Genomic DNA, 24,350 nt, shown 5'->3' on the forward strand with positions numbered 1-24,350 from the left:
CCGGTGGCCGGGGCAGGACGCCGTACGGCACTTCGTGAGTCCGGCAGTGGCCGGATGGCGGCTCAGCCCGGTCCCGGCCGCCGCCGGGGACGCAGGGCCGCCCACTGCTCCAGGAAGCGGGCGGCCTCCGGGTCTCCCGCTTCGGCCGCCCGCCGGTACCACAGCTCGGCCTCGCTCCGGCCCCGGCGGGTGCGGATGAGCACGTGCCCGAGGTCCATCATCGAGTCGACCGAACCGGTCGCCGCGGCGCGCCGGAGCCAGGGCTGGGCCTCCTTGAACCGTCCCGCCTCGGCCAGCAGGCCCCCGAGGGGTCCGGCCGCGCCTTCCTCACCGGCCTCGACCGCGCGCAGCAGCCAGAACTCGGCTCCGGCGGGGCGGCCGGTCCGGGCCAGCACCATCCCCAGATTGGCCATCGCCGAGGTGTTCCCGCCGTCGCACGCGACCCGCAGGTGCCCTTCCGCCCCGCGCAGTTCGCCCTCCCCGCACAGCCGCAGCCCCTCGGCCGCCGCCGCGCGGACCCGCTCGGGGTCGATGCCGGGACGCATCCACCCCCGGTCGCCGGCGGCCGGGCCCGCCCCGTCCGGCCGGCCGCGACGGCGCATCCGTTTCAGCAGGCGCCGCACCGCCCGAACCCCGGGGACGCGGTCGGCGAGGGAGGACATGGCCATGAACACGAGGGTGGCCCGGACGTTCTCGGTCTCCCACTGGCCGGGGCCCAGCACCCTTTCGCAGTCGGCCAGGGCCTCGCGCACCATCTCGGCCCCCAGCGCTTCCCGGCCGGCCGCGAAGTAGGCGTCGCCGAGCTGGTGACCGATGTGCAGGGTGGCCGGATGGTCCGGTCCCAGCACCCACAGGGAGTACCCCAGTGCGGTCTCCAGGACCTCGGTGGCCGACCGGACGTCTCCGGCCCGCAGGTACGCACTCCCGAGCACGGCGCGGGCGGACACGGTGCTCCGGTGCTCCGGGCCGTGCTCCCGTTCGCGTCCGAGGACATCCGCCCGCAGCTGCTCGATGTCGTCGCGCGGCTGCTGGGTGAGCTCCGATGCGACGGCGGCGACGTCGGAGCGGACGTCCGCGGTCAGGGGGTGACTCGCCCCCAGGACCCGCTCGCAGTCGGTGAGGAGTGCCGTGAGCTGCCGGGCGGCCTCCGTCGCGTTCCCCGCGGCGTGCCGGGCACTGGCGAGGTGGTGGCGGGAGCGCAGGGTGTCGAAGTGGTCCGGGCCCAGCACCCTGAGGCAGTCGGCGAGCTGGGTCTCGAACAGGTCGGTGGCCCGGACCGTGTTGCCGCGTTCGTGGTGGGCGACGGCGAGGTTCCCGCGGGAGACCAGGGTGTCGGGATGATCCGCCCCCAGCACCCGTTCCCGGTGGCCGAGGCTGGCCTCCAGCAGCTCGATGCCGAGGTCCGGGTCGCCGCCGGCGTAGGTGATGGCGGCCAGGTAGGCCTGGGAGGCCAGGGTCAGGCGGTGGTCGGGGCCCAGGATCCGCTGCTGGTCGGACAGGTTCGCCTCGAGCAGTTCACGGGCCCGGACCCGGTCCCCCGTCTCCAGTTGCGCGGCCGCCAGGTTGGCGCGGGCGTGCAGGGTGGCCGGAGCGTGCGCCCCCTGCGTCCGCCCGTGGAAGTCGGCGATCCGGGAGCAGTACCGGACCGCCCGGTGCTGCAGGTTCTGGCTCCCGAGGAAGCGCGCGGCCGCCTCGAAGACGCCGGTCGCCGCGGCGTCGTCCTGCGCCGCGGTCGTGTGCGCGACCAGGGCGTCGGCGTGCGGCAGGAAGCACTGCCAGGCCTCGAGCCCGGCGTCGGGCGCGGGACGGGCCAGGGTGAGGAGGTCCACCGAGCGGGCGCGCGCCCGGGCGACGGCCTCGTCCTCGCGGTGCCGGATCGCCGCGTCGGGCGTGCGGAAGACCTCCTGCACGAGCCGGTGCACCGACAGCGAGCGGTCGAGGAAGTCGACCATGCGGTACGCGCGGAGCAGGCCCAGCGCATGGACGAGCGGTCCCTGATCGGCCATCGGCGTCAGGAGGCTGCGGGGAATCCCGTCGGGGGCGAACCAGGCCAGGGTCCTGAACACTTCGAGGGCGAGCGCGTCCTCCTCGGCGATCCGGTCCAGGGTCACGGTCCAGACAGCGGCGATCGTCCGGTCCCCGGGTGTCCCGGCAGCCGCTCCGCGAAAGGTTTCGGCGCTCCGGTGGTCCAGGAGGTCCAGATACTCACCCACGCCGATGCCGGTCTGGGAGAGGTACGCACCCGCCTGTGCGACGGCGAGGGGCAGGTGGCCCAGCCGTGCACTCAACCGGGCCGCGTCGGGAAGGTCGGCGCGGCCCGAGGAACGCCGCAGCAGTTCCGTGGCGTCCTCGACCGGCATGGCCCCCAGCGTCACGGGCCGGTCGACCAGGTCCTGCCAGCCCTCGGCGAGGCGGCTGGTGATCAGGAAACGCCCGGTGCCCAGTGAACCGATCAGCTCCTGCACATCGGCCGGTGCGGCCACGTCGTCCAGGATCAGCAGCCACCCGTCGTGGCAGGCCAGCCAGCTCCGGGCCCACGCCGCGGCGTCGGGCAGGGGTGCGCTGTTCAGCTCGGGCACCATCCGCACGGCCAGCGCGGCCAGTCCGGCCTCGATCCGGTCGGGGCTGTCGGCGGTGATCCACCAGACGGGGCTGTACGCATCCTGTCGCATCTGGGCGTAGCGGCAGGCCAGCGCCGATTTGCCGACTCCGCCGAGGCCCGCGACGGTCTGGGCGATCAGTCCCGTTCCGGACTGCAGGACGGTGTGCAGATCGCTCAGTTCCCGCTCCCGGCCCACGAACCGGCCGACGGCCAGGGCCGTGGGGGAGAGCCTGCCCGGACCGCCCGGCCAGCTCAGCGACGCCGCCGAGGGCAGGGGGTGGTGGTAGTTGTTGACCGTGTTGCTCGCCCCGTCGCCCAGGGAGATGATCCCGTGGTTGACCGAGACCTCGGCCCGTCGGCTCAAGGGATCCACGCCGACGCTCAGCGATCCCCGACGGTGTTGCTGGCGTGGTCGCCCAGCGAGACGATGCCGGTGTTCTCCCGCACCGCGACCGTGCGGTCGCCGCTGACCGTGACCACCGGCCGGCCGGCCGCCGCGAGGAGTGCGGCCAGTTCCCCGGCCAGGGCCCCGTCGCCCTCGACCACTCTGACGATCTTCGCGCGGAGCAGTCCGAGGTAGTCGTCGTCCCCGGGGTGGGCGGCCACGTCCTCGACCGCCTCGACGATCTGGCCCTCGGACTGCGGGTCGCGGCGCAGGCGCGCGAGCAGGCGCTGCCCGAGACGCACCGTGGCGTCCGCCGCGGCGTCCTCCCCCCGGGTGAGCACCGCCGTGCCGTAGGCGCCGACCGCAGCGCCCACCGAGGCGACCACCGCGTCCACCATGGAACCGTCCACCGTGCGCCCTCGCTTCTCCCGGAATCGATGCAGCACCCATGCTAACGAACCGTCCGGCGAGGGGTTTGACAGCGCCAAATCCCGCCGCTCATGGCCGATTTGGGCCGTTGATCACGCCGCTGCGCCCATCGGCCCGGGGGGCCGCCGGATACGCTGAAGGCATGAGTTTCGACGTCTTCGTGTGCCGGTTCGAGCACGGTGAGCCCGCGACGCTGGACATGCGCGCCGCGCACGAGATCCTCGGCCCCCATGTGGTGGCGAGGGACCCGGGGACGAACTTCCTGCTGGTGAGTACGGCGGAGGGGGAGGAGGCGGGCGTCTACATGAACGGCCCGACCGGCATCACCTTCAACCGCTTCGGAGGCGACGGGATCATGGACCTCCTGGCCGTCCTGCTGCGACGGCTGGACGCCGTGCTCGTCGTCCCCGGAGGGCCGACCGTGGTCCGGCGGGACGAGGACCGCGAGCTCCTGCCCGCCGCCCTCAGGGACGAGTGGCCCGTCGTCGTGGCCCGTACCGGCGCGGAGATCGACCAGGCGATCAGAGCGGCCTAAGCCGTCGCCAGGTGGGCGAACAGGCCGTGCTGCCGGGCGTCGTCCGGGGCGGACCAGCCGGCCAGCACCTGCCCCCGTACGCCGTCGCCGGCAGGCGCGTCGCCGGGGAGCAGCACCCGGACGACGGCCAGGGTCCACACCGGGCGTTTCCGCCCCGCCGGCCCCACGGTGACCAGGGTCGCGTCCGCGGTGTCCGTCACCGTCCCCGGGCCGGTGAGGCCCTCCGGCACGCCGGGCGCCCCGGTACGGACCTCGACCGTCGGGTCGGGGGCGTCGCTCGTGTTCTGGTCCTGGGCCGTCGCGCGGCCCGCCAGCAGGGCCAGCAGCTGCTCGACCAGAACCATGTCGCGGGTCCCGTCGTAGATCCAGCGCTGGCCCAGCGCACCGTGTTCGGACGTGCCGATCAGGGCGTCCCCGGCACCCTCCAGCGGCGCCCCGCGGTAGGTGAGCGGGACCAGGTAGTTCACCGGCGCGGCCCCGCAGGTGTCGGTGACCACCATGAACTCGATGCCCACCTCGCCCTCGGGGTCGTCGAGCCGGAAACCGCCGGCCCTGGCGAGCTGCGGGCCACCCGTGCCTCCCCGGTACCAGGGGCGCAGGGGCAGCCAGCCGGCGAGGAGTTCGAGCTTGCCGGGCGACATGGTGGTGCGGTGAATGACGGCCATGATCCACAACCTACCCCGCACGCCCGGGTGTTGACCGGCCGACCGGTGCGCCGTCCGTACGGGCGTCCGCCCCGTCCTCGGCGTCCGCCCCGCCGCCCCGAGCACTGCCCCGGCCGTCGTCCGGGCTCCCTGGGTGTGCCATCTCATGACATGGGTTCCTCGCGGCAAGGCTCGGCGGCGTAGGACGTGAGGCGAGCGGCGAGCGCGATGACGAGGTCGCGGAGTTCATCGGGGCGCTCGATGACGAACGGCCGGTCGAGTGAGGCGAGTACCGAGGGCAACCAGTCGAGCCGCTCCGCCCGCAGCTCGACGCGCAGCCAGCGCTCGGTCGCGCGGTCCTCGCCGGCCGCGGACTCGTGCTCCTCCAGGCTCGCGACGCTGGCCGGAAGGTGGGCGCGGATCTGCTCGACCGTCCCGTGGATCCGCAAGGTCACCTCATGCTGGTACTCGGCCGTGGCGAACCCTGACAACACGCGCTGTTCCGGACCGGGACCCACTGGCGCTTCGAACGAGCCGGGCAGGGTCCGCGCGTCTGCGATGCGATCGAGCCGGAAGGTTCGGTCCTCGCCGATCTGGGCGTCCTTGCCCGTGACGTACCACCGGCCCGCATGGGCGACGATCCCGTACGCGTGCAGCGTGCGTTCGCTGCGTCGTCCGTCACGGTCGGTGTAGCGGATGGAGACCGGTCGGTGGTGGCGCACCGCATCGGCGATCGTGAGCAGGACCCCAGCGTCCGGGGTGTCGAACTCGCCGGGCTGCTCCGTGAAGGCGAGAGCTTCCAGGAGGGTGTCGAGCCGACGGGCGATGTGCTTGGGCAGCACCCGCCGGATCTTCGCCGACGCCGTCTCGCTTGCCGTGCGCTCCGTCGTCGTCAACCCTGCTCGGCGGCCCGCGACCAGGCCGAGCACCACGGCCAGCGCCTCGTCGTCGCTGAGCATGAGCGGAGGCAGGCGGTACCCGGGAGCCAGCCGGTACCCGCCGTAGCGGCCGCGCACCGATTCCACGGGCACGTCGAGGTCGATCAGTTGGTCCACATACCGGCGCACGGTGCGCCCTTCGACGCCGAGACGGTCGGCGAGTTCGGCCACCGTCCGGGTGCCGCCCGACTGCAGCAGCTCCAGGAGTGTCAGCACGCGGCCGGTCGGTCGAGGCATGTTGGCACCCTAACGCGAATACAGGACCGATTCTGTCCACTATTTCTCCTAGCCTGCGACGAGCACGCCTCCAGCACAGCCAAGGAGATTCCCATGGACTTCGTCTCGATCCGCATCATCACCGGCGACGTCGCACGCCTCGTCGACTTCTACGAGCGAGCCACAGGGGCGCGGGCGACGTGGGCCACCGAGGACTTCGCCGAACTCCAGACCGCGGGCGCCACCCTCGCGATCGCCGGCACCCGCACCGTCCCGCTGTTCGCCCCGGGCTCTGCCCGCCCGGCGGACAATCACAGCGTGATCACCGAGTTCCTCGTCGATGACGTGGACCGCGTTCACCAGAACCTGACCGGCTTCGTCACCGACTTCGTCAACGAGCCCACCACGATGCCCTGGGGCAACCGGTCGCTGCTGTTCCGCGACCCCGACGGCAACCTCGTCAACTTCTTCACCCCCGTCACACCGGCGGCCATCGAAAAGTTCGCACGCTGACGCCACGCACAGCCGCTCACGCGGGAGCCCTGAGATCCCACGGCTCCCGGTGAACGCGGCCGCCGAGTCCAGGAGCGCCACCAGCAGGGGACATCGGAACGCACCGCTGACCCTCGAAGGACGTCTGCGCTTGTGTCTGCGGGTCGACGCCGGACGTCCGATCGCGCACGTCGCTGCTGGAGCCGGGATCACCAGCCGCTGCCCGGCGAAGTGGTACGCCCGCCGGCGCGCGCACGGCGAGGACGGACTGCTCGACCACTCCTCCAGTCCCGCCACCAGTCCCGCCCGCACCCCCGAGGACATCGCCGACCTGGTGGAGGCGCTGCGGCGGCAGACCAAGCACGGACCAGCCCGGCTCGCCGCCGACCTACAGCGGCTGCACGGCGTCACACTCGCGCCGGCGACCGTACACCGCATCCTGGTGAGGCGAGGACTGGGCCGGCTCCGGGACCTGGATCCACCGACCGGCGAGCAGCTGCGCGAGGTCATCCGCTACGAGCACGACAGGGTCGGCGACCTGGTACACGTCGACATCAAGAAGCTCGGACGCATCCCGACCGGCGGCGGCTGGCGGATGCACGGCGTCGCCACCGAGTCCGCCCGCGCCTCCAAACGCACCGGTCCCGGCACCGGCAAGGTCGGATACACGTACCTGCATTCGGCGCTCGACGACCACTCCCGGCTCGCCTGCACCGAGGCCCTGGACGATGAGAAGGCCGTCACTGCGGTCGCCTTCTGGAACCGGGCCGTTTCCTTCTTCGCCGCCCACGGCATCACGCGGATCCGCCGCTGCCTCACCGGCAACGGCGCGTGCTACCGGTCTACGACCTGGGCTGACGCCCTCGCCGCGACCGGTACGAAGCACAAGCGGACCAGCCCGTACACGCCGCGCACGAACGGGAAGGTGGAGAGGTGTAACGGGACGCTCACCCGCGAGTGGGCGTACGTCCGCGACTACACAACCGAGCATGAACGTCGCGTCGCACTCGTGGAGTTCGTGAACTACTACAACGACGAGCGGCCGCACGCAGCGCTCGGCGGCCGACCGCCCATCAGCCGGACCGCCGGGAGCGACTACCAGATCGTCTTCGACCAGCCGCCCGAACCACTCGCGGACATCCCGCAGCAGCTCACCTTCGAGGACTTCGCGTAACCAAGATCCGAATGAGACGACCTAGGCCTCCGGTTCCGAGACGAACGCCGCCCGGAGTTCCTCCCGCAGTGACCGCTGGAAGGCCGTCACCAGCGCCTGGACCACCATCGGCTGCATGTGCGCCGACAGCGCCTTCATCGACTCCACCCGCTCCGGATCGCTCTCGCCCTCCGTGAACGGCCCCCACACCTCGTCCCGGAACAGCGCCGTCAGCTCGTGCGCCGCCGCCCGGGCGTGCGCCACCAGTACCGTGCGCGCCGCCAGGATCGTCTCGTGCGCGATCGGCACGTCGAGCAGTGCGACCCCCAGCCGCAGCAGGCCCACGTCCACCCGGAACCCGTCCCGGGAGGCGCCGAGCACGTTCATCGCCGTCAGCCGCCCGACATCGGTGTCCGACAGGCTCCGCCCCGCCCGCTTCTCCAGCTCCTCCCGGGACACCTCCTGGGCCGCGTCCGGAGCCCAACTGGCCACCATCGCCCGGTGGATCGCCAGGTCGTGGGCGCTCAGGTCGTCCGGCAGCGCGTCCAGGTAGCGCTCGATGGCGGACAGGGTCATGCCCTGGTGCTGCAACTCCTCGATCAGGGCCAGCCGGGACAGGTGTTCCGGTCCGTAGTGCCCCACCCGACGAGGGCCGATCACGGGAGGGGGCAAAAGCCCGCGGGTGCTGTAGAAACGAACGGTGCGCACGGTGACGCCCGCCCTGGCCGCCAGCTCGTCGACGGTGAGCATCGGCTCGGGTGCCTGGTCGGCCATCGTCTGCGCCTCGCTCTCTGCTCCACAGCTTGGGTTCAACAGTATTGCTGTCGCACCAACGATGTGAAACGGCCAGGAGCTGCCCATGACCACGAACCTGCGACTGCCCGGACGACCCGAAGAGATCACCGTGCCGGCCCTGCTGGCCCGCAACGCCGCCGAGTACGGGGAGCTCCCCGCCCTCTCGTGGCGGTCCGGCCCCGACGCCGCCGAGTGGACGACCCTCACCTGGAGCGAGGTGCGCCGCAAGGTCGCCGTCCTCGCCTCCGGGTACGCCGCCCTCGGCGTCGAGCGCGGCGAACACGTGCTGATGATGATGGGCAACCGCCCCGAGCACTGGCTCAGCGACCTCGCCCTCGTCCACCTCGGCGCCGTGCCCGTCACCGTGTACGGAACCTCCGCGCCCGAGCAGATCGCCCACATCGCCCGCCACAGCCGGGCCCGGCTCGCGGTCGTCGAGGGCGCCCGCGAACTCCTGCGGTGGGAGCCGCTGCTGGCCGACGGCGCCGTGCCCCTGGAGCGTCTCGTCGTGGCCGAAGCGGCCGAGGCCGGCGCCCACTCCACCTACGGCTCCCTGCACGCGGGCGGCGCCCGCCTCCACCGCGCCGACGCCTTCGAGAAGGCCTGGCAGGAGACCCGCCCCGAAGACCCGCTGACCGTCGTCTACACCTCCGGCACCACCGGCGACCCGAAGGGCGTGCGGCTGACCCACCGCAACCTCATGCTCCAGGCGATCCGACTGGACCGGCACGTGGACCTGCCCGAGCACGCCGAGCACATCTGCTACCTGCCGTTCGCGCACATCGCCGAGCGCGTCCTCGGCATCTACCTGCCCCTGCTGCGGGCCTCGCACGTACGGCTGTGCGCCGACCCCGCCGCCGTGTCGGGGGCCGTCCGCGAGCTGCACCCGGTGCAGTTCTTCGGCGTGCCCCGGGTGTGGGAGAAGCTCGCCGCCTCGGTCCGCGCGGTCCTCGCGCAGCTCCCCGAGGAGCAGCGCTCGGCCATCGAGGCCGCGAACGACCTGGCCCGCGCCCGGGCCGCGCACCTGGAGCGCGGCGAGGAGGTACCGGCCGAGCTCGAAGCCTCGTACGCGGGGGCCAAACAGCAGGTGCTGGACCCGCTGCTGGGGCTGGCGGGCATGGACCGGCTGATGTGGACGGCCAGCGCCACCGCGCCGATGCCGATCGACGTGGTCCGCTTCTGGGCCGGCTGGGGCATCACCATCATGGACGCCTGGGGACTGACCGAGACCTCGGGCGTGTGCACGGTCAACAGCCCGGACGGCTTCCGGCTCGGCTCGGTGGGCCGCGCGATCGAGGGGCTGGAGCTGAGACTGGCCGAGGACGGGGAGATCCTCACCCGGGGGGCGACCGTCTTCGGCGGCTACCTGCGGCCGGACGGCTCGGTGGAGAGCGCCTGCGACGACGAGGAGTGGTTCCCGACGGGGGACATCGGCCGGCTCGACGAGGACGGGTACCTCTGGCTGACCGACCGCAAGAAGGAGCTGATCATCACCTCGAACGGAAAGAACGTCTCGCCGGCCCTGGTGGAGAACACGGTCAAGGAGCACCCGCTCATCGGGCAGGCCCTGGTCCACGGCGACGGCCGTTCCTACCTCGTCGCCCTCCTGGTCCTGGACCCGGAGCTGGCCCCGGTCTGGGCCGCGGCCCGGGGCATCGAGGCCGCTTCCGCGGCGGAGCTCGCCGCGCACCCCGCCGTACGCGAGGAGATCGCCCGCGCGGTGGAGGCGGCCAACGCCCGGCTGAACCGGACCGAGCAGATCAAGCGGTACCGGCTGCTGACCGAGGAATGGGGTCCCGAGACCGGGGAGCTCACGCCCTCGCTCAAGCTCCGCCGCCGGGTGGTCCGCGACAAGTACGGCGCACTGATAGACGGCCTGTACGAGGAGCCGTACGAGGAGCCGTACGAGTCCGCGTAACCGGACGCACCGGTGCGGTGAGCGGGACTGAGCCCACCGCACCGGTGCTCCGACCACCCAGACCCCCGCTCTCTCCCCCCGCCCCCGCCCCGCCCCGGTGAACCGCCGCGCAGGTGACCTGCGGCCTTCGTGGGCCGATATGGGCTTAAATCTGGAGTGCATGACGTTTTGTCACGCTCTTCAGGTCCAGTCCTCCGGGGAAGGGGGCTTCGTTGCCGGCCGATCAAGGTTCCCGCACGGACAAGGTGGTCTTCGGGGTCACCGCGGGCCTGACCCTCGCCTTCGTGCTGTGGGGCGCCGTGGCCACCGATTCGCTGGAGAGCGTGTCGAGCCACCTGCTCGAAGGGCTCATCCACAACGGCGGCTGGGCCTTCGTGCTCGCCGCCAGCGCCTTCGTCGTCTTCGCCCTCTGGCTGGCGATCAGCCGCTACGGCAGGATCCGCCTCGGCCACGAGGACGAGGTCCCGGAGTTCCGTACCGTCTCCTGGGTCGCCATGATGTTCAGCGCCGGCATGGGCATCGGGCTCATGTTCTACGGCGTGAGTGAACCCCTGACGCACTACGAGGTGCCCCCGCCCGGCACGCATCCGGCCGACTCCGCCGAGCGGATCCAGACGGCGATGGCCACCACCCTGTTCCACTGGACGCTCCATCCCTGGGCCATCTACGCCGTCGTCGGGCTCGCCATCGCCTACAGCACGTTCCGCCGCGACCGCCGCCAGACGATCAGTGCCGTGTTCGAGCCGCTGATCGGGGCCCGGCACGCCCACGGCGGGGCCGGCCGGGTCATCGACATCGTGGCGATCTTCGCCACCCTCTTCGGATCCGCCGCCTCACTGGGCCTCGGGGCGCTCCAGATCGGCAGCGGGATCCAGGAGCTGGGGTGGATGGAGACGGTCGGCACCGCGCTCCTCGTGGGCGTCATCGCCGTCCTGACCGTCGCCTTCGTCGCCTCCGCGGTCTCCGGCGTGGAGCGGGGCATCCAATGGCTGTCGAACATCAACATGGTGCTCGCCCTCGTGCTCGTCGTCTTCGTGTTCATCGCCGGGCCGACCATCTTCGTGCTCGACCTCCTGCCGACGTCCCTGGGCGCCTACCTCGGAGACCTCCCCCAGCTCATCGGCCGCACCGAGGCCACCGGCGCCGGCGAGGTCGCCGACTGGCTGGGCAGCTGGACGGTCTTCTACTGGGCCTGGTGGATCTCCTGGACCCCGTTCGTCGGCATGTTCATCGCCCGGATCAGCCGCGGCCGCACCATCCGGCAGTTCATCGGCGGCGTCATCCTCGTACCGAGCACGGTCAGCCTGCTGTGGTTCTGCGTCTTCGGCGGCACGGCCATGAAGCTCCGGGAGAGCGGCGACCTCCCCCGGGAGAGCACCCCCGAGGGGCAGCTCTTCGGGCTGCTCCAGCAGTTCCCCGCCGCCACGGTCATGAGCCTGCTGGTCATGGTCCTCGTCGCGATCTTCTTCGTCTCCGGCGCGGACGCCGCCTCCATCGTGATGGGCACGCTCTCGCAGAAGGGCGTCCTCGAACCGTCCAGGCCGGTGATCGTCTTCTGGGGCGTGGTCACCGGCGCCGTCGCGGCGATCATGCTGCTCATCGGCAACGGCGAGGGCGACGCGCTCGCCGGACTGCAGAACCTGACGATCCTGGTCGCGGCACCGTTCACCCTGGTCATGATCGGTATGTGCGTGGCGCTCATGCGCGACCTGCGCCGGGACCCGCTCATCATCCAGGACGAACAGGGCGAGGAGGCCGTGGCCGTGGCCGTGGCCGCGGGCCAGGAGGAGTACGACGGCGAATTCGAGATCCGCATCGGCCCGTCCGGCGGTCCGGACGCGGACGCGGCGCAGTCGTCCTCCGCGTCCCCGCCGCCCGACGGCCGGTCATGACGGCGCGCCTTCGGACCGGGCCGCGCCGGCCCGGCCCGGCCCGAAGGCGAGGCCGGCGGCCTAGCGTCCGATCAGCGGGTAGTGGTCGGAGAGGTTGTCGTAGGTGTAGGACGTGCCCCAGCTGGAGACCGTCCAGGGCGCCGACTGCTCCTTCACCACGTTGTTCTCCCAGCCCGCCGGGCGGGCGTTGCCCTTGCGGTAGAGGACGTAGTCCAGGTCCTCGCGCGGGTCCGTCGGGTAGCGGTATTTCGCTATGGAGTTCAGCGCGGTGTCGAAGGAGTACGGGTGACCCGTGCGCGTGTCGGAGTCGGCCAGGTCGGCGTTGGCGAGCAGGCTCGCGTACTCGGGCGTGCGCGAGTCGACGTTGAGGTCGCCCGCCACGATGACCTGCTCGTTCGCGGGGATGTTCTTCCCGTCGAGGAAGGCGTCCACGGCCCGGAACTGACGGGCGCGCATCTCGGCGGCCTGGCCCGCGCCGCAGCCGGGGTCGGTGGACTGGGCGTGCGTACCGACCACGTGCACCCTGGTGCCGTTCACGTTCAGCACGACGTAGGCGAAGCCCTTGTTGGACCACCAGTCGGCGCCGCAGGCGTCCTTGTAGACGACCTGCTCCTTGCGGAGGATCGGCCACTTGCTCAGGACCGTGACGCCGCCGTCCTCCGGGGTGGTGGAGGAGTACGCGCCGCCCGTGGCGTCCCAGCCGCTCTTGCTGCGGCCGACGACCGGGGTCTGGTACGGGTACTGCGCGGCGGAGTTCGCCTTCAGCGCGTCCGAGGAGCTGTTGTCGAAGGCCTCCTGGAGGACGACCACGTCGTGGCCCTTGTAGAAGGACGCCTTGGGGATCTCCGCGGCCCGGTGGTCCTGGCCCCAGTTGGGGTACAGGTTCTTGCTCATCAGGAACACGTTGTACGACAGGACGCTGAGCCGCGGGGGCGCGGCGCTCTCCGCCGCTGTGGCGGACGGGGCGGTGGTGACGGCCAGCGCGCCTGCGGCGACCGCGGCGACGGCCGTGGCGGCGGCGCGGCGCGAGCGGGGCGAGGAAAGCAGCATGAAGGTCTCCATCATTCCTGCGGGGGAAGATCGACGCCGTCATACAAGCAGCACCAGTTACCTCTGGGTAACACCCGTGCAGAGACTTTCTGTCCGTAAGACGGCCGTCCGGTGCTCGCATACTTGTCCCATGACGAAGACGGACCCCGCACACCCCGCCGGACCTGCGGCCTCGCGCCGCAACGACCCCGAGCCGCCGCCGCCCGGCGGGGTCCTGTGGACGATCGCCGGAGACGTCCGGGCCCTGCTGATGCTGCCCGCCGCCTTCACCATGCAGGTCGCCCACCCCGCGATCGCGGCCGGTGTCGACGAGTACTCCGTCTTCCGCACCGACCCCTGGGGCCGCGGCGAGCGCTCCCTGCGGTCGGTCCAGCTGTGGGTGTACGGCGGCGAGGAGGCCGCCGAGGAGGGCCGCCGGGTGCGCCGCCTGCACAAGGACATCCAGGGCACCGACACCCGCGGCCGCCGCTACCACTCCCTCGACCCCGCCTGCTACGCCTGGGTGCACGCCACCGGCTTCCCGGTCTACCTGTACGCCGGGCGGTACCTGCTGCGCCGCTTCACCCCCGCCCAGGAACGACAGCTCTACCGGGAGTGGCTCCAGGTCGGCCGGATCCTGGGCCTGCGCGACCGGGACATGCCGCAGAGCATCGAGGAGTACTGGACGTACTGGGGCCGGATGCTGGCCGAGGAGATCGAGCCCACCGCGGTCGCCCGCGAGCTGATCTCCACCGAGGTGAAGCTGCCCCGGCCGGAGGCCGGCTCGCCCGCCGTGCGTTTGCTGCTGCGGCTCACCTGGCCGGTGCTGCGGGCCGCCTTCCTGCGCCTGCGGGCCTTCGTCACCGTCGGCTACATGCCGCCCGAGGCCCGCGCCGCGATCGGGCTGGAGTGGAGCCCCGCCCAGGAGCGCACGCTCCGGCGGTTCAGCGCGGCCGTACGGATCCTCGTACCGCTGCTGCCGGAGCGGCTGCGGTACCTGCCGATCGCCTACCGGGCGCGGGCCGCGTGGCATGCGGGCCGCCGCTGATACGACGCACGCGGCCCCCGCGGGGAGCGGGAGCCGCGTACGGGGGTCCGGACGGCGCGGACTCAGTGCCGGTGGCCGGGCCCGGAGCCGTGCTCGGTGTCGTGGATCGTGTTCGTCTCCGCGATCTTCTTCCAGGACTTGGGCTCCGCCGCGGGCTTCGCCGGGGCGGCCTGCTGCGGCGAGCGGGCCGCAGGCCCCGCCGCCGACGGGTTGAGGGCCGAGGCCGCCGGCTTCCCCGGGGTGTAGAGCCAGGTCTCGAAGAGCTGCGCGAGGGGCTTCTTCGAGACCTTCTCGGCGTACCGGACGAAGTCCCCGACCTTGGCATTGCCGTAGGCCCGCTCGGCCGGCCAGCCCTTCAGGATCTCGAAGAACTTCTCGTCGCCGATCTCGTTGCGCAGCGCCTGCAGGGCGATGGCGCCACGGTCGTAGACGGCTCCGTGGAACTGGTTCTCCGGGCCCGGGTCGCCCGGCTTGACCTGCCAGAACGCGTCCTCGGCCGGGCGCACGGAGTAGGCCCAGTCGGCGAGCTCCTGCGCCGTGCCCTCGCCCTCCTTCTCGGACCACAGCCACTGGCTGTAGCGGGCGAAGCCCTCGTTGATCCAGATGTCCTTCCAGCCCTCGACGGACACGCTGTCGCCGTACCACTGGTGGGCCAGCTCGTGCACGACCACCGAGACGTTGGCCCCGTTGCGGAACTGCCCCGGGCCGTAGAACGGCCGCGTCTGGGTCTCCAGGGCGAAACCGGCGGTCACGTTCGGCACGTAGCCGCCCAGCGCGTTGAAGGGGTACGGACCGAAGACGCCCTCCAGCCATTCGGCGACCTCACCGGTCCGCTCCACGCTCGCGCGCGCCGCGCCCGCGTTGTCGCCGAGGTCCTTGCTGTACGCGTTGAGGATCGGCAGCCCGCTCGCCGTCCTGTCGGTGGTGATGTCGAACTTGCCGACGGCGAGGGTGGCCAGATAGGTCGCCTGCGGCTTGTTGGAGCGCCAGTTGTACCGGGTCCAGCCGAGCCGCGAAGTCTGGGACTGGAGCACGCCATTGCTGATCGCCTGGGTGCCGTCGGGCACGTTGACCGAGATGTCGAAGGTGGCCTTGTCCAGCGGGTGGTCGTTGCTGGGGAACCACCAGACCGCGGAGTCGGGCTCCTGGGCCGCCACCCCGCCGTCGGGCGTGCGCTGCCAGGCCGTCCAGCCGTCCACCTTCAGCTCGGAGGGCTTGCCGGCGTACTTGACGACGACGGACAGCGGGGTGTTGCGCGCCAGCGGCTTCGCCGGGGTGACCTCCAGCTCGTGGGAACCGGACGTGGCGAACTTCGCCTTGACCCCGTTGACCCTGATCTCGCTGACCTGCAGGCCGAAGTCGAGGTTGAAGCGGGAGAGGTCCTGCTTGGCGGTGGCCAGCAGGGTGGCCGTGCCTTCGAGCAGGTCCGTCTTCGGCTGGTACTGCAGGCGCAGGTCGTAGTGCGACACGTCGTATCCGCCGTTGCCGCTGGCCGGGTAGTAGGGATCGCCGATACCCGGGGCGCCCGGACCGGAACTCGCCGCCGACGCCGGGATCACCAGCAGGAGGGAAGCGGCGAGCACGCTCGGGGCGATGACTTTGCGGTGCACGAATGGCTCCAAGTGGTAGGGGAGACAGATCGGTTCACAGACTGGTTCAAGGCCTTGTCGCTCGACCGTATTCACCCTTGGCCGCTCAGGTCATGTCCATGGCCCCTCCTGTCACACGATCGCCATTCGGCCGTCACGGGCCGACCGGCAGCGCCGCGGCGGCGCCGAGGACGCCGAGCGTCGGGTACACCCCGCCGACGACCCGGTGCCGCCGGGCCACGGCCCGTGGCCTGCGGCGCAGCCACCGGCTCGGGGCCCCGCCGACGAAGGCGCAGCCGACGCCGAGGAGGGCGCCGGGCACGAGGGACACCGTGCCCGGCAGTCACAACCGGGCGTGCGGATCGGCCGAATCGGGCCGCACGGACCGCGGGAGGGAGGCCAGGGAGAAGAGGGTCACCTTCGAGCCCCGCCCTACCCGGCATACCAAGCAGTCGGTAGCCTGCCGGGCATGACGCTTCCCCTGCTCGCCGCCCGTCGCTGTTGGCATGCTGCGATCAACCCGCTGCACGCGACGATCTACTTCTCACCGGATCTCGCCAAGGAGCTCGCAGCTCTCGGTGTCACGGACCCGGTCGCGGTCAACCTCGCCGGCCGCGCCGCCGCCATGGGCGCCGTCGGCCCCGGCGCGGTGACCGCCGCCTTCTACAACTACCGCCACGACCTGCTCGCCCGGCACCTGCCCGCCGTGTGGGACACCGCCACGCCCGAGCAGGTCCTCGCCGCCCGGCTGCGGGCCGCCGACAGCACCCTGCGCCGGCTGCTCGGCCCCGAGACCGTCGACTCGCCGGAGATGGCCGAGGCCGCCGACCTGGCCGTGCGCGCGACCGAGGGCTGCACCCGGCACGCCCGCGCGCTCTACGCGGCCCACGCAGACCTGCCCGTACCCGACGCCCCGCACCTGCGCCTGTGGCACGCCACCACCCTGCTGCGCGAGCACCGCGGCGACGGCCACCTCGCCGCCCTGCTGTTCGCCGGCCTGGACCCGGTGGAGGCCCTGGTCAGCCACACCGCCACCGGCCGCGGCATGACCACGAAGTGGATCAAGGCCACCCGAGGCTGGGAGGAGTCCGACCTGGACGCCGCGACCGGCCGGCTGCGCGAGCGCGGCATCCTCGACGCGGACGGCGGGCTCACCGACGAGGGCAAGGCCGTGCGCGAGCGCCTGGAGGCGGACACCGACCGCCTCGACGCGGCCCCGTACGAGCACCTGGGCGAGCAGGGACTGGCCCGTCTCGCCGAACTCGGCGGCGGCTTCGTCACGAAGGCGGTCGGCGCCGGGGCCTTCCCGCGCGACCTCTTCGGCCGGGCCTGACGGCCGGGTCCGACCGCCGGGGCGGACGGGGCTCCCGCCGTCCGTCACCGCCACCTGCCACAATTGGCAGCCTTCCAGTGCAAACGAAGGCAGGCGGGACCCGATCGTGACGATGTCCATCGAAGGCAGGATCGCCGAGGAGCTCGGCGTACGGGAGCGGCAGGTCAGGGCCGCCGTGGAGCTGCTCGACGGCGGCTCCACCGTGCCGTTCATCGCGCGCTACCGCAAGGAAGCGACCGAGATGCTCGACGACGCCCAGCTGCGCACCCTCGAGGAGCGGCTGCGGTATCTGCGCGAGCTGGAGGACCGCCGTGCGGCGGTCCTGGACTCCGTACGGGAGCAGGGCAAGCTCACCGACGAACTGGCGGCGCGCATCGGCGCGGCCGACACCAAGGCCCGGCTGGAGGACATCTACCTGCCCTTCAAGCCCAAGCGGCGCACCAAGGCGCAGATCGCCCGCGAGGCCGGTCTGGAGCCGCTCGCCGAGGGCCTGCTGGCCGACCCGTCGGTGGAACCGGCCGCCGCCGCGGCCGCCTTCGTCGACGCCGACAAGGGCGTCGCCGACCCGGCGGCCGCCCTGGAGGGTGCCCGGGCCATCCTCACCGAGCGGTTCGGCGAGGACGCGGACCTGATCGGTGAGCTCCGCGAGCGCATGTGGGGCCGGGGCCGGCTCGCGGCGAAGGTCCGGGAGGGCAAGGAGGAGGCGGGCGCCAAGTTCGCCGACTACTTCGACTTCGCCGAGCCGTTCACCGCGCTGCCCTCGCACCGCGTCCTGGCCATGCTGCGCGGCGAGAAGGAGGACGTCCTCGACCTCACGCTGGAGCCGGAGGAGCCGAGCGAGACGCCCGGACCGTCCACGTACGAGGGCATGATCGCCCGCCGCTTCGGGGTGAACGACCGAGGCCGCCCCGGCGACAAGTGGCTGGGCGACACGGTCCGCTGGGCCTGGCGCACGAAGATCCAGGTGCACCTCGGCATCGACCTGCGGATGCGGCTGCGGCAGGCCGCCGAGGACGAGGCCGTACGCGTCTTCGCGTCCAACCTGCGCGACCTGCTGCTCGCGGCCCCCGCCGGCACCCGGGCGACGCTCGGCCTGGACCCCGGTTTCCGTACCGGCGTGAAGGTCGCCGTGGTGGACGCGACCGGCAAGGCCGTGGCCACGGACGTGATCTACCCGCACGTGCCCGCCAACAAGTGGGACGAGTCGCTCGCCAAGCTCGCCCGCCTCGCGAAGGAGCATGCCGTCGAGCTCGTCGCCATCGGCAACGGCACGGCCTCCCGCGAGACCGACAAGCTGGCCGGGGACCTCATCACGCGCCACCCGGAGCTGAACCTCACCAAGGTGATGGTCTCGGAGGCGGGCGCCTCCGTGTACTCGGCCTCCGCCTTCGCCTCGCAGGAACTCCCCGGCATGGACGTGTCGCTGCGCGGCGCGGTCTCCATCGCCCGCCGCCTGCAGGACCCGCTCGCCGAGCTGGTGAAGATCGACCCCAAGTCGATCGGCGTGGGCCAGTACCAGCACGACCTGTCAGAGGTGAAGCTCTCGCGCTCGCTCGACGCGGTCGTCGAGGACTGTGTGAACGGTGTCGGTGTGGACGTCAACACCGCCTCCGCGCCGCTTCTTTCGCGGGTGTCGGGCATCAGCGGCGGCCTCGCCGAGAACATCGTGTCCCACCGTGACGCCAACGGCCCCTTCCGCAGCCGCAAGGGGCTCAAGGACGTGGCCCGGCTCGGCCCGAAGGCGTACGAGCAGTGCGCGGGCTTCCTGCGGATCCGCGGCGGGGACGACCCGCTGGACGCCTCGTCCGTGCACCCCGAGGCCTATCCGGTCGTCCGGGCCATGGGCAGGACGGCGGGCGGCGAGGTGGCGGCCCTGATCGGCAACTCCGGCGTCCTGCGGTCCCTGCGGCCGGAGCAGTTCGTCACGGAGGCCTTCGGTCTGCCCACCGTCACGGACATCCTGCGCGAGCTGGAGAAGCCGGGCCGCGACCCGCGTCCCGCCTTCAAGACGGCCACCTTCAAGGAGGGTGTGGAGAAGATCGGCGACCTGGCCCCCGGGATGATCCTGGAGGGAGTCGTCACCAACGTGGCCGCCTTCGGCGCCTTCATCGACATCGGCGTCCACCAGGACGGGCTGGCGCACGTCTCGGCGCTGTCGAAGAACTTCGTCAAGGACCCCCGGGACGTGGTCAAGCCGGGCGACATCGTCCGGGTGAAGGTCATGGACGTGGACATCCCGCGCAAGCGGATCTCACTGACCCTGCGGCTGGAGGACGAGGCCGGGGCGGAGCGCGGGGCGGGCGCCCCCAGGCAGCGCGACGACCGGCGGGGCGGCGGTGGCGGCGGTGGCCGTCCTCCGCAGCAGCGCGGCGGGGCCGGTGCCCGCGAGGGCGGCCGGAACCAGGGCCAGGGCGGCCAGGGCGGCCAGGGCGGTGGCCAGGGCCGGAACCAGGGCCAGGGCGGCGGCCAGGGCCGGAGGCAGGGCGGCTCCGCCGCTCCCGCCCCCGCCAACAGCGCGATGGCCGACGCCCTGCGCCGCGCGGGACTCACCACCCCCGACGAGCGCCGCAAGCGCTAGGTCCTGGCCTCCTGGGGGCGATCAGGCCGGACCGTCTCGGAGCAGCACCAGGGGGCGTCTTGCAGCCACCCGGCGCGGGAAGTTCTTCGCACCGGGTGGCTGAATAGCTTCCCCACCTGGGGACTTGCCTTGCCAATTCGCGTACAAGATCTGTAGGCATGGTGGAACGCCCGTTCGTCACTCGGCGGACGGGCTTCCGTGTTTTCCCCTCAGGACCGTATTCCCCGAGGCCGCCTCGAAGGCACAGGACGTCATGCCCATGCCCACACACGCCTACCGCCGTTGCCCCGGAAAGGGTCCGAAGAGGGATCACATGCCCCACCGGCAACTCAGCATCCGCAAAAGGTGCGAGCAGATTCTCGGCCATCTGGATCTGACCCACCCGTTCTCCCTCGACGCCCTCTGCCGGCGCATCGCCGAGCGGCGCGGACGCCCCATCGAGCTCCATCCCCTGCCCAAGGAGGCGGCGGAGTCCGGGGTCTGCGGGTTGTGGGTGGGCACGGCCAGCGTCGACTACGTCTTCTACGAGGCGCAGACCACCCCGCTGCACCGGGAGCACATCGTCCTCCACGAGCTCGGCCACATCCTCTTCGGCCACCACTCCCTGGAGGGCGAGGAGACAGACGGGGCCGCCCCCGTCGTGCTCGGGCGCACCAACTACACCACCCGGCAGGAACAGGAGGCGGAGATGCTCGCCAGCATGATCCGCATCCGCACGGCGAACTCCGGCCCGCGGTCCGCGTCCAGCGAGCGCGGCACCCTGGCCCGGCTGGAGTCCGCCATGGGGTACGTACGGGGCAACGATGTCGGCTGACCTCACCGCCTTCGGCAACTGGCTCGCCGTCCCCGGCGTGGTCTGCCTGTGGGCCGCCGTCCTGCTCCGCGCCCCCGGAGCCCTGCGCTCCCCCCAGCAGCGCGGCCTGTGGCTGGCCGTCGCCACCGCCGCGGCCGCGATGACCCTCAACCTCCCGGACGTCGTCTCGTACGCGATGGAACGCGGCCCGGGCTACGCCCACACCATCGGTCTCGTCCGCAACCTCATCGGGGTGCTGTCGGCGGGCGCCGTCCTCTACTTCGTGGCCGCCACCACCCGCGGCCGCCGGCTCCAGCTCACCGCCTGCACGGCCACCGTGGCCTGGCTCACCGCGCTCCTGGTCCTGGACGCGGCCGCGCCCGCCCACGGCACGCACACCATGCCGCCGGCCGGCGAACCGGTTCCCTCCCTCGCCTACTGGCTGGTGCTGATCTCCGCGCACGTGGTCGCCAACACCGTCTGCGTGGCGCTGTGCTGGCGCTACAGCCGCCGTACCGAGAGCCGGGGCCTGGCCGCCGGACTGCGGCTGTTCGGCCTCGGCACCGCGCTCGCCGGGCTGTTCTGGCTGGCGTACCTGCTCAAGGCCCTGTTCGGCAGCACCTGGGCGATGCCCGCCCTGCCGCTCCTGATGAACCTGCACGGCCTGCTGCGCGCCGCCGCGATCCTCGTGCCCACCCTGTTCACCCTCCGCCGCACCTTCGCCGACATCGTCACCGCCTGGCGGCTGTGGCCGCTGTGGCGCGACCTGGTCGAGGCGGTCCCGCACGTCGCCCTCAACAAGCCGCGGGCCGGCCGGCTGGTGGAACTGCTGTGGCCGCCGGTCCCGCGCAACCTGCTTGTCTACCGCAAGGTCATCGAGACGCGCGACGCGATCCTGATCCTGGGGGAGTACGTCACCCCGGGCGCCCTGGAACACGCCCGCGGCCGGGCCGCCGGGCACGGCATCCCCGAGCAGCGGGCCACCGCCGCCGCGCTGGCCCGCGTACTGCGCGAGGCGCGGCAGGCGAAGCTCGACGGAGCGCCCGGGCAGCCGGGCGAGGCGGCCGCGCTGGAACTGCCCGCCGCGATCCACACCTCGCAGGAGGGCGGGGACCTGGCGGACGAGGCCCGGTTCCTCGTCGACGTCGCCCAGGCGTACGCCGCTCCCGCCACCACAAGGAAGTGAACCCGTCTTGACGACCGCAGCGACCACCGTACTGATCACCGGGGCCAGCGCCGGACTGGGCGCGGCCTTCGCCCGGGGCTTCGCGGCCAAGGGCTGCGACCTGGTCCTCGTCGCCCGCGACAAGGACCGGCTCGACGCCGTCGCCGCCGGACTGGCCCGGGAGTACGGCACCGTGTCCGAAGTGCTGCCCGCCGACCTGCTGGACGCGGCGGACTGCGCCACCGTCGCCGAACGGCTCGCCGACCCGGCCCGGCCCGTGGACATCCTGGTCAACAACGCGGGCTTCGGACTGCCCGCCCCCTTCCCGTACAACCCGGTCGAGGACGAGGAGCGGATGCTCAACCTCCTGGTCAAGGTCCCGCTCCGGCTCACCCACGCGGTGCTGCCGGGTCTGCGCGCACGCCGCCGGGGCGCCGTCCTCAACGTCTCCTCGGTGGCGGGCCTCCTGCCGACCGGGACCTACGGCGCCGCCAAGGCCTGGATCACCGCCTTCAGCGAGTCGCTCCGGGTGGACATGGCCCCGTACGGGGTCCGCGTGCTGGCCGTGGTCCCCGGCTTCACCCGCACCGAGTTCCAGCAGCGCGCCGGCATGGACGTCAGCGCGCTGCGCGACGCGGTCTGGCTGGAACCGGAGGCCGTGGTCGATCAGGCCCTGAAGGACCTGGCCCTGCGCCGCCCGGTCAGCATCACGGGCCACCGCTACCGCGCCTACGCCCTGGCCGCCCGGCACCTGCCGCGCACGTTCGTGGCCGCAAGGATGGCCCGCAAGCGCCGGGCGCCGGCCGAGTAGCCACGGCCCCGTCCGCCCGGCCCCGGGCGGTCATCCGGAGGCAGCTGGGGGAGCGAGATCCGAAAGCGACGGCCCAGCAGCCGACTGAGGTCGGAAAGGACCCCACATCGATCACGGTAGGGGATCTTCGGTCTTCGGCACCCATGCTCGACACCGATCCTCCGGCTACCTAGAGGCGTGTCGCGGTGCGGACGAGGTCGGCGACGGCTCTGGACCTGCTGTGCGGTGGCCAGGCGATGACGGTCGTGACAGCCGGTGCGTCCGGCACCGGCACCGTCGCATGATCGTCACGCAGGTGGGCTCGGAGGGACTCGGGCACGACCGCGCAGGCCCGTCCGAGCGCGATCAGCTGGAACAGCTGGGTGTGGTCGCGCACCTGCGGGCCGGGTCCGTCCGGATAGCCCCCGCCCCGTCGGGGCCAGCGTGGCAGGGGCAGGTCCGTCAGGGTGGTGACCTCGGCCATCGACATACGGGGTCGGTTCGCCAAGGGGTGCCCCGCGGGCAGGACCACGACCTGCTGTTCGGTGTGCAGGTCCTCGGCGTCGAGTCCGGCCGTCGTGTCGAAGGGCCGCTGGAGCAGGGCAACGTCGGCACGCCCGTCGCGCAGCATCCTTTCCTGCTCGCCGGGCCCGCACAGCATCACCTCGACGGGGACCGCGCCGGGCTCGGCGGCGTAGGCGTCCAGCAGCTTCGACAAGAGTTCGCTGGACGCTCCGGCTTTCGTGGCCAGCACCACACCGGGCAGCTCGGCAGCTGCGCGACGGGTGCGGCGTTCGGCGGCCTCGATCGCGTCGAGCGCGGCCCGGGCCTCCCGCAGAAGCACCGACCCGGCCTCGGTCAGGGCGACCGCGCGAGCAGTGCGGTGCAGCAGAACCACTCCGAGCCGCCGCTCGAGCTGCTGGATCGCCCGCGACAGCGGTGGCTGCGCCATGGCGAGCCGCTGCGCCGCCCGCCCGAAGTGCAACTCCTGCGCGACGGCGACGAAGTATCGCAACTCCCGCGTCTCCACCGCGTCATCGTACCGGCGCTCACCACGACCGATATCCGTGCGGTATCGCCGCCCACCCAGTCGGTCTTGGACGTCCCACCCGGGTCCGCACCACGCTTGACGACATGAGTGAACAGACGATCGCGCTGGTGACCGGTGCGAACAAAGGAATCGGATACGAGATCGCGGCCGGCCTGGGCGCCCTCGGCTGGCGGATCGGCGTGGGCGCGCGGGATCAACAGCGCCGCGACGCCGCGGTGGAGAAGCTGCGCGCAGCCGGGGCCGATGCGTTCGGCGTGCCGCTCGACGTGGCGGACGACGCAAGTGCGGCCGCCGCGGCCGAGCTGATCGCCGACCGCGCCGGAGGGCTCGACGTCCTGGTCAACAACGCCGCGATCACCGGCGGCATGCCGCAGACGCCCACCACGGTCGATCCCGCGACCGTACGGGTCGTCGTGGAAACCAACGTGATCGGGGTCATCCGCGTCACCAACGCGATGCTGCCCATGCTGCGCGGCTCGGCATCGCCGCGGATCGTGAACATGTCCAGCAGCGTCGGCTCGCTCGCCCTGCAGACCACGCCCGGCATCGACATGGGCCCGGTTCACACTGCGTACTTGGCGTCCAAGACCTTCCTCAACGCCGTCACCGTCCAATACGCCAAGGAACTGAGCGACACCGGCATCCTGATTAACTCCGGCTGCCCCGGCTTCACCGCCACCGACCTCAACGGCTTCCAGGGCGTCCGCACTCCCCACCAGGGCGCGGCGATCGCGATTCGCCTCGCGACCCTGCCCGACGACGGACCGACCGGCGGATTCTTCGACGACGGCGGAACAGTGCCCTGGTGACGGTGTGCGCGGCCGGGGCCACGCCGGCCGGCCGCCTGATCGGCGCCCTTCCGCATGATCCGGCCGGTGTGGGAAGGGAAAACAAAGCGACCGGAATTGTTGATTCCGAACCTAAATTCCGTTACGGATTCTACTATTCCGATTGGTTTGGAGTGGACATTACTTG

21 protein-coding genes are annotated in these 24,350 nt (G+C 72.2%); 12 read left to right on the forward strand and 9 right to left on the reverse strand.

Annotated elements, in window-relative coordinates:
- Positions 1 to 62 precede the first annotated feature (62 nt).
- Together OG753_RS33495 and OG753_RS33500 are read right to left on the reverse strand one after the other, a co-directional pair.
- Entirely contained in the window at positions 63 to 2,975 is a 2,913-nt protein-coding gene (locus tag OG753_RS33495; RefSeq protein ID WP_405791230.1) for a tetratricopeptide repeat protein, read from the reverse strand.
- A gap of 8 nt (positions 2,976 to 2,983) precedes the next feature.
- Complete coding sequence (locus tag OG753_RS33500; RefSeq protein ID WP_405791231.1) at positions 2,984 to 3,433, reverse strand: hypothetical protein; 450 nt, start codon at positions 3,431 to 3,433, stop codon at positions 2,984 to 2,986.
- A 125-nt stretch (positions 3,434 to 3,558) separates the two neighbouring features.
- Here OG753_RS33500 and OG753_RS33505 point away from each other — a divergent pair, with 125 nt between their 5' ends.
- The gene (locus OG753_RS33505) at positions 3,559 to 3,951 is read left to right on the forward strand and encodes a hypothetical protein (RefSeq protein WP_405791232.1); all 393 of its coding nucleotides are present in this window, start codon (positions 3,559 to 3,561) and stop codon (positions 3,949 to 3,951) included.
- On the opposite strand, the gene OG753_RS33510 is transcribed toward OG753_RS33505, so the two are convergent.
- Both OG753_RS33510 and OG753_RS33515 read right to left on the reverse strand, forming a co-directional pair.
- The gene (locus OG753_RS33510) at positions 3,948 to 4,616 is read right to left on the reverse strand and encodes a maltokinase N-terminal cap-like domain-containing protein (protein WP_405791233.1); all 669 of its coding nucleotides are present in this window, start codon (positions 4,614 to 4,616) and stop codon (positions 3,948 to 3,950) included. The two genes, OG753_RS33505 and OG753_RS33510, sit on opposite strands and share 4 nt — an antisense overlap.
- A gap of 143 nt (positions 4,617 to 4,759) precedes the next feature.
- Entirely contained in the window at positions 4,760 to 5,770 is a 1,011-nt protein-coding gene (locus OG753_RS33515) for a helix-turn-helix transcriptional regulator (RefSeq protein WP_405791234.1), read from the reverse strand.
- 93 nt (positions 5,771 to 5,863) lie between these two features.
- Between OG753_RS33515 and OG753_RS33520 the strand changes: the two genes are divergently transcribed.
- Positions 5,864 to 6,262, forward strand: coding sequence for a VOC family protein (locus tag OG753_RS33520; RefSeq protein ID WP_327265354.1), 399 nt, complete (start codon positions 5,864 to 5,866; stop codon positions 6,260 to 6,262).
- A 49-nt stretch (positions 6,263 to 6,311) separates the two neighbouring features.
- The gene (locus OG753_RS33525) at positions 6,312 to 7,415 is read left to right on the forward strand and encodes an IS481 family transposase (protein ID WP_327265355.1); all 1,104 of its coding nucleotides are present in this window, start codon (positions 6,312 to 6,314) and stop codon (positions 7,413 to 7,415) included.
- A 21-nt stretch (positions 7,416 to 7,436) separates the two neighbouring features.
- Here OG753_RS33525 and OG753_RS33530 read toward each other — a convergent pair whose 3' ends face one another.
- On the reverse strand, positions 7,437 to 8,168 hold the full coding sequence (locus tag OG753_RS33530) for a MerR family transcriptional regulator (protein ID WP_327265356.1): 732 nt from the start codon (positions 8,166 to 8,168) through the stop codon (positions 7,437 to 7,439).
- A gap of 85 nt (positions 8,169 to 8,253) precedes the next feature.
- Here OG753_RS33530 and OG753_RS33535 point away from each other — a divergent pair, with 85 nt between their 5' ends.
- A complete protein-coding gene (locus OG753_RS33535; protein ID WP_327265357.1) occupies positions 8,254 to 10,107 on the forward strand; it encodes an AMP-dependent synthetase/ligase in 1,854 nt (617 codons plus the stop codon).
- A 212-nt stretch (positions 10,108 to 10,319) separates the two neighbouring features.
- Positions 10,320 to 11,999, forward strand: coding sequence for a BCCT family transporter (locus OG753_RS33540; RefSeq protein ID WP_327265358.1), 1,680 nt, complete (start codon positions 10,320 to 10,322; stop codon positions 11,997 to 11,999).
- Between the two features lie 60 nt (positions 12,000 to 12,059).
- Here OG753_RS33540 and sph read toward each other — a convergent pair whose 3' ends face one another.
- The gene (gene sph, locus OG753_RS33545; RefSeq protein WP_327265359.1) at positions 12,060 to 13,049 is read right to left on the reverse strand and encodes a sphingomyelin phosphodiesterase; all 990 of its coding nucleotides are present in this window, start codon (positions 13,047 to 13,049) and stop codon (positions 12,060 to 12,062) included.
- Between the two features lie 130 nt (positions 13,050 to 13,179).
- Between sph and OG753_RS33550 the strand changes: the two genes are divergently transcribed.
- Positions 13,180 to 14,076 carry an oxygenase MpaB family protein gene (locus OG753_RS33550; RefSeq protein ID WP_405791235.1) on the forward strand — a complete coding sequence of 299 codons (897 nt, stop codon included), beginning with the start codon at positions 13,180 to 13,182 and terminating at the stop codon, positions 14,074 to 14,076.
- Positions 14,077 to 14,138: 62 nt separating this feature from the next.
- On the opposite strand, the gene OG753_RS33555 is transcribed toward OG753_RS33550, so the two are convergent.
- Together OG753_RS33555 and OG753_RS33560 are read right to left on the reverse strand one after the other, a co-directional pair.
- Positions 14,139 to 15,686 carry a M1 family metallopeptidase gene (locus OG753_RS33555; protein WP_405791236.1) on the reverse strand — a complete coding sequence of 516 codons (1,548 nt, stop codon included), beginning with the start codon at positions 15,684 to 15,686 and terminating at the stop codon, positions 14,139 to 14,141.
- Between the two features lie 133 nt (positions 15,687 to 15,819).
- Complete coding sequence (locus tag OG753_RS33560; protein WP_405791237.1) at positions 15,820 to 15,987, reverse strand: hypothetical protein; 168 nt, start codon at positions 15,985 to 15,987, stop codon at positions 15,820 to 15,822.
- A 147-nt stretch (positions 15,988 to 16,134) separates the two neighbouring features.
- Here OG753_RS33560 and OG753_RS33565 point away from each other — a divergent pair, with 147 nt between their 5' ends.
- The 5 genes from OG753_RS33565 (at position 16,135) to OG753_RS33585 (ending at position 22,345) form a co-directional block, all read left to right on the forward strand.
- Positions 16,135 to 16,998, forward strand: coding sequence for an SCO6745 family protein (locus tag OG753_RS33565; protein WP_405791238.1), 864 nt, complete (start codon positions 16,135 to 16,137; stop codon positions 16,996 to 16,998).
- A 106-nt stretch (positions 16,999 to 17,104) separates the two neighbouring features.
- Positions 17,105 to 19,576: a Tex family protein gene (locus OG753_RS33570; RefSeq protein WP_405791239.1), complete on the forward strand. Its 2,472-nt coding sequence runs from the start codon at positions 17,105 to 17,107 to the stop codon at positions 19,574 to 19,576.
- Positions 19,577 to 19,889: 313 nt separating this feature from the next.
- Positions 19,890 to 20,390 (forward strand): hypothetical protein, encoded by a 501-nt coding sequence (locus tag OG753_RS33575; protein WP_327265365.1) that lies wholly within the window; start codon positions 19,890 to 19,892, stop codon positions 20,388 to 20,390.
- Entirely contained in the window at positions 20,380 to 21,555 is a 1,176-nt protein-coding gene (locus tag OG753_RS33580; protein ID WP_383196350.1) for an MAB_1171c family putative transporter, read from the forward strand. The genes OG753_RS33575 and OG753_RS33580 overlap by 11 nt, the downstream gene beginning before the upstream one ends.
- Positions 21,556 to 21,562: 7 nt before the next feature.
- On the forward strand, positions 21,563 to 22,345 hold the full coding sequence (locus OG753_RS33585; RefSeq protein ID WP_405791240.1) for an SDR family NAD(P)-dependent oxidoreductase: 783 nt from the start codon (positions 21,563 to 21,565) through the stop codon (positions 22,343 to 22,345).
- Positions 22,346 to 22,514: 169 nt separating this feature from the next.
- On the opposite strand, the gene OG753_RS33590 is transcribed toward OG753_RS33585, so the two are convergent.
- Positions 22,515 to 23,354 carry a LysR family transcriptional regulator gene (locus OG753_RS33590; protein ID WP_405791241.1) on the reverse strand — a complete coding sequence of 280 codons (840 nt, stop codon included), beginning with the start codon at positions 23,352 to 23,354 and terminating at the stop codon, positions 22,515 to 22,517.
- A gap of 104 nt (positions 23,355 to 23,458) precedes the next feature.
- Here OG753_RS33590 and OG753_RS33595 point away from each other — a divergent pair, with 104 nt between their 5' ends.
- Positions 23,459 to 24,184: an SDR family NAD(P)-dependent oxidoreductase gene (locus tag OG753_RS33595; RefSeq protein ID WP_405791242.1), complete on the forward strand. Its 726-nt coding sequence runs from the start codon at positions 23,459 to 23,461 to the stop codon at positions 24,182 to 24,184.
- The last annotated feature ends 166 nt before the right edge of the window (positions 24,185 to 24,350 follow it).

Origin of the sequence: Streptomyces sp. NBC_00029 (genome assembly GCF_045160505.1) — a bacterium.
Classification (GTDB): Bacteria; Actinomycetota; Actinomycetes; order Streptomycetales; family Streptomycetaceae; genus Streptomyces.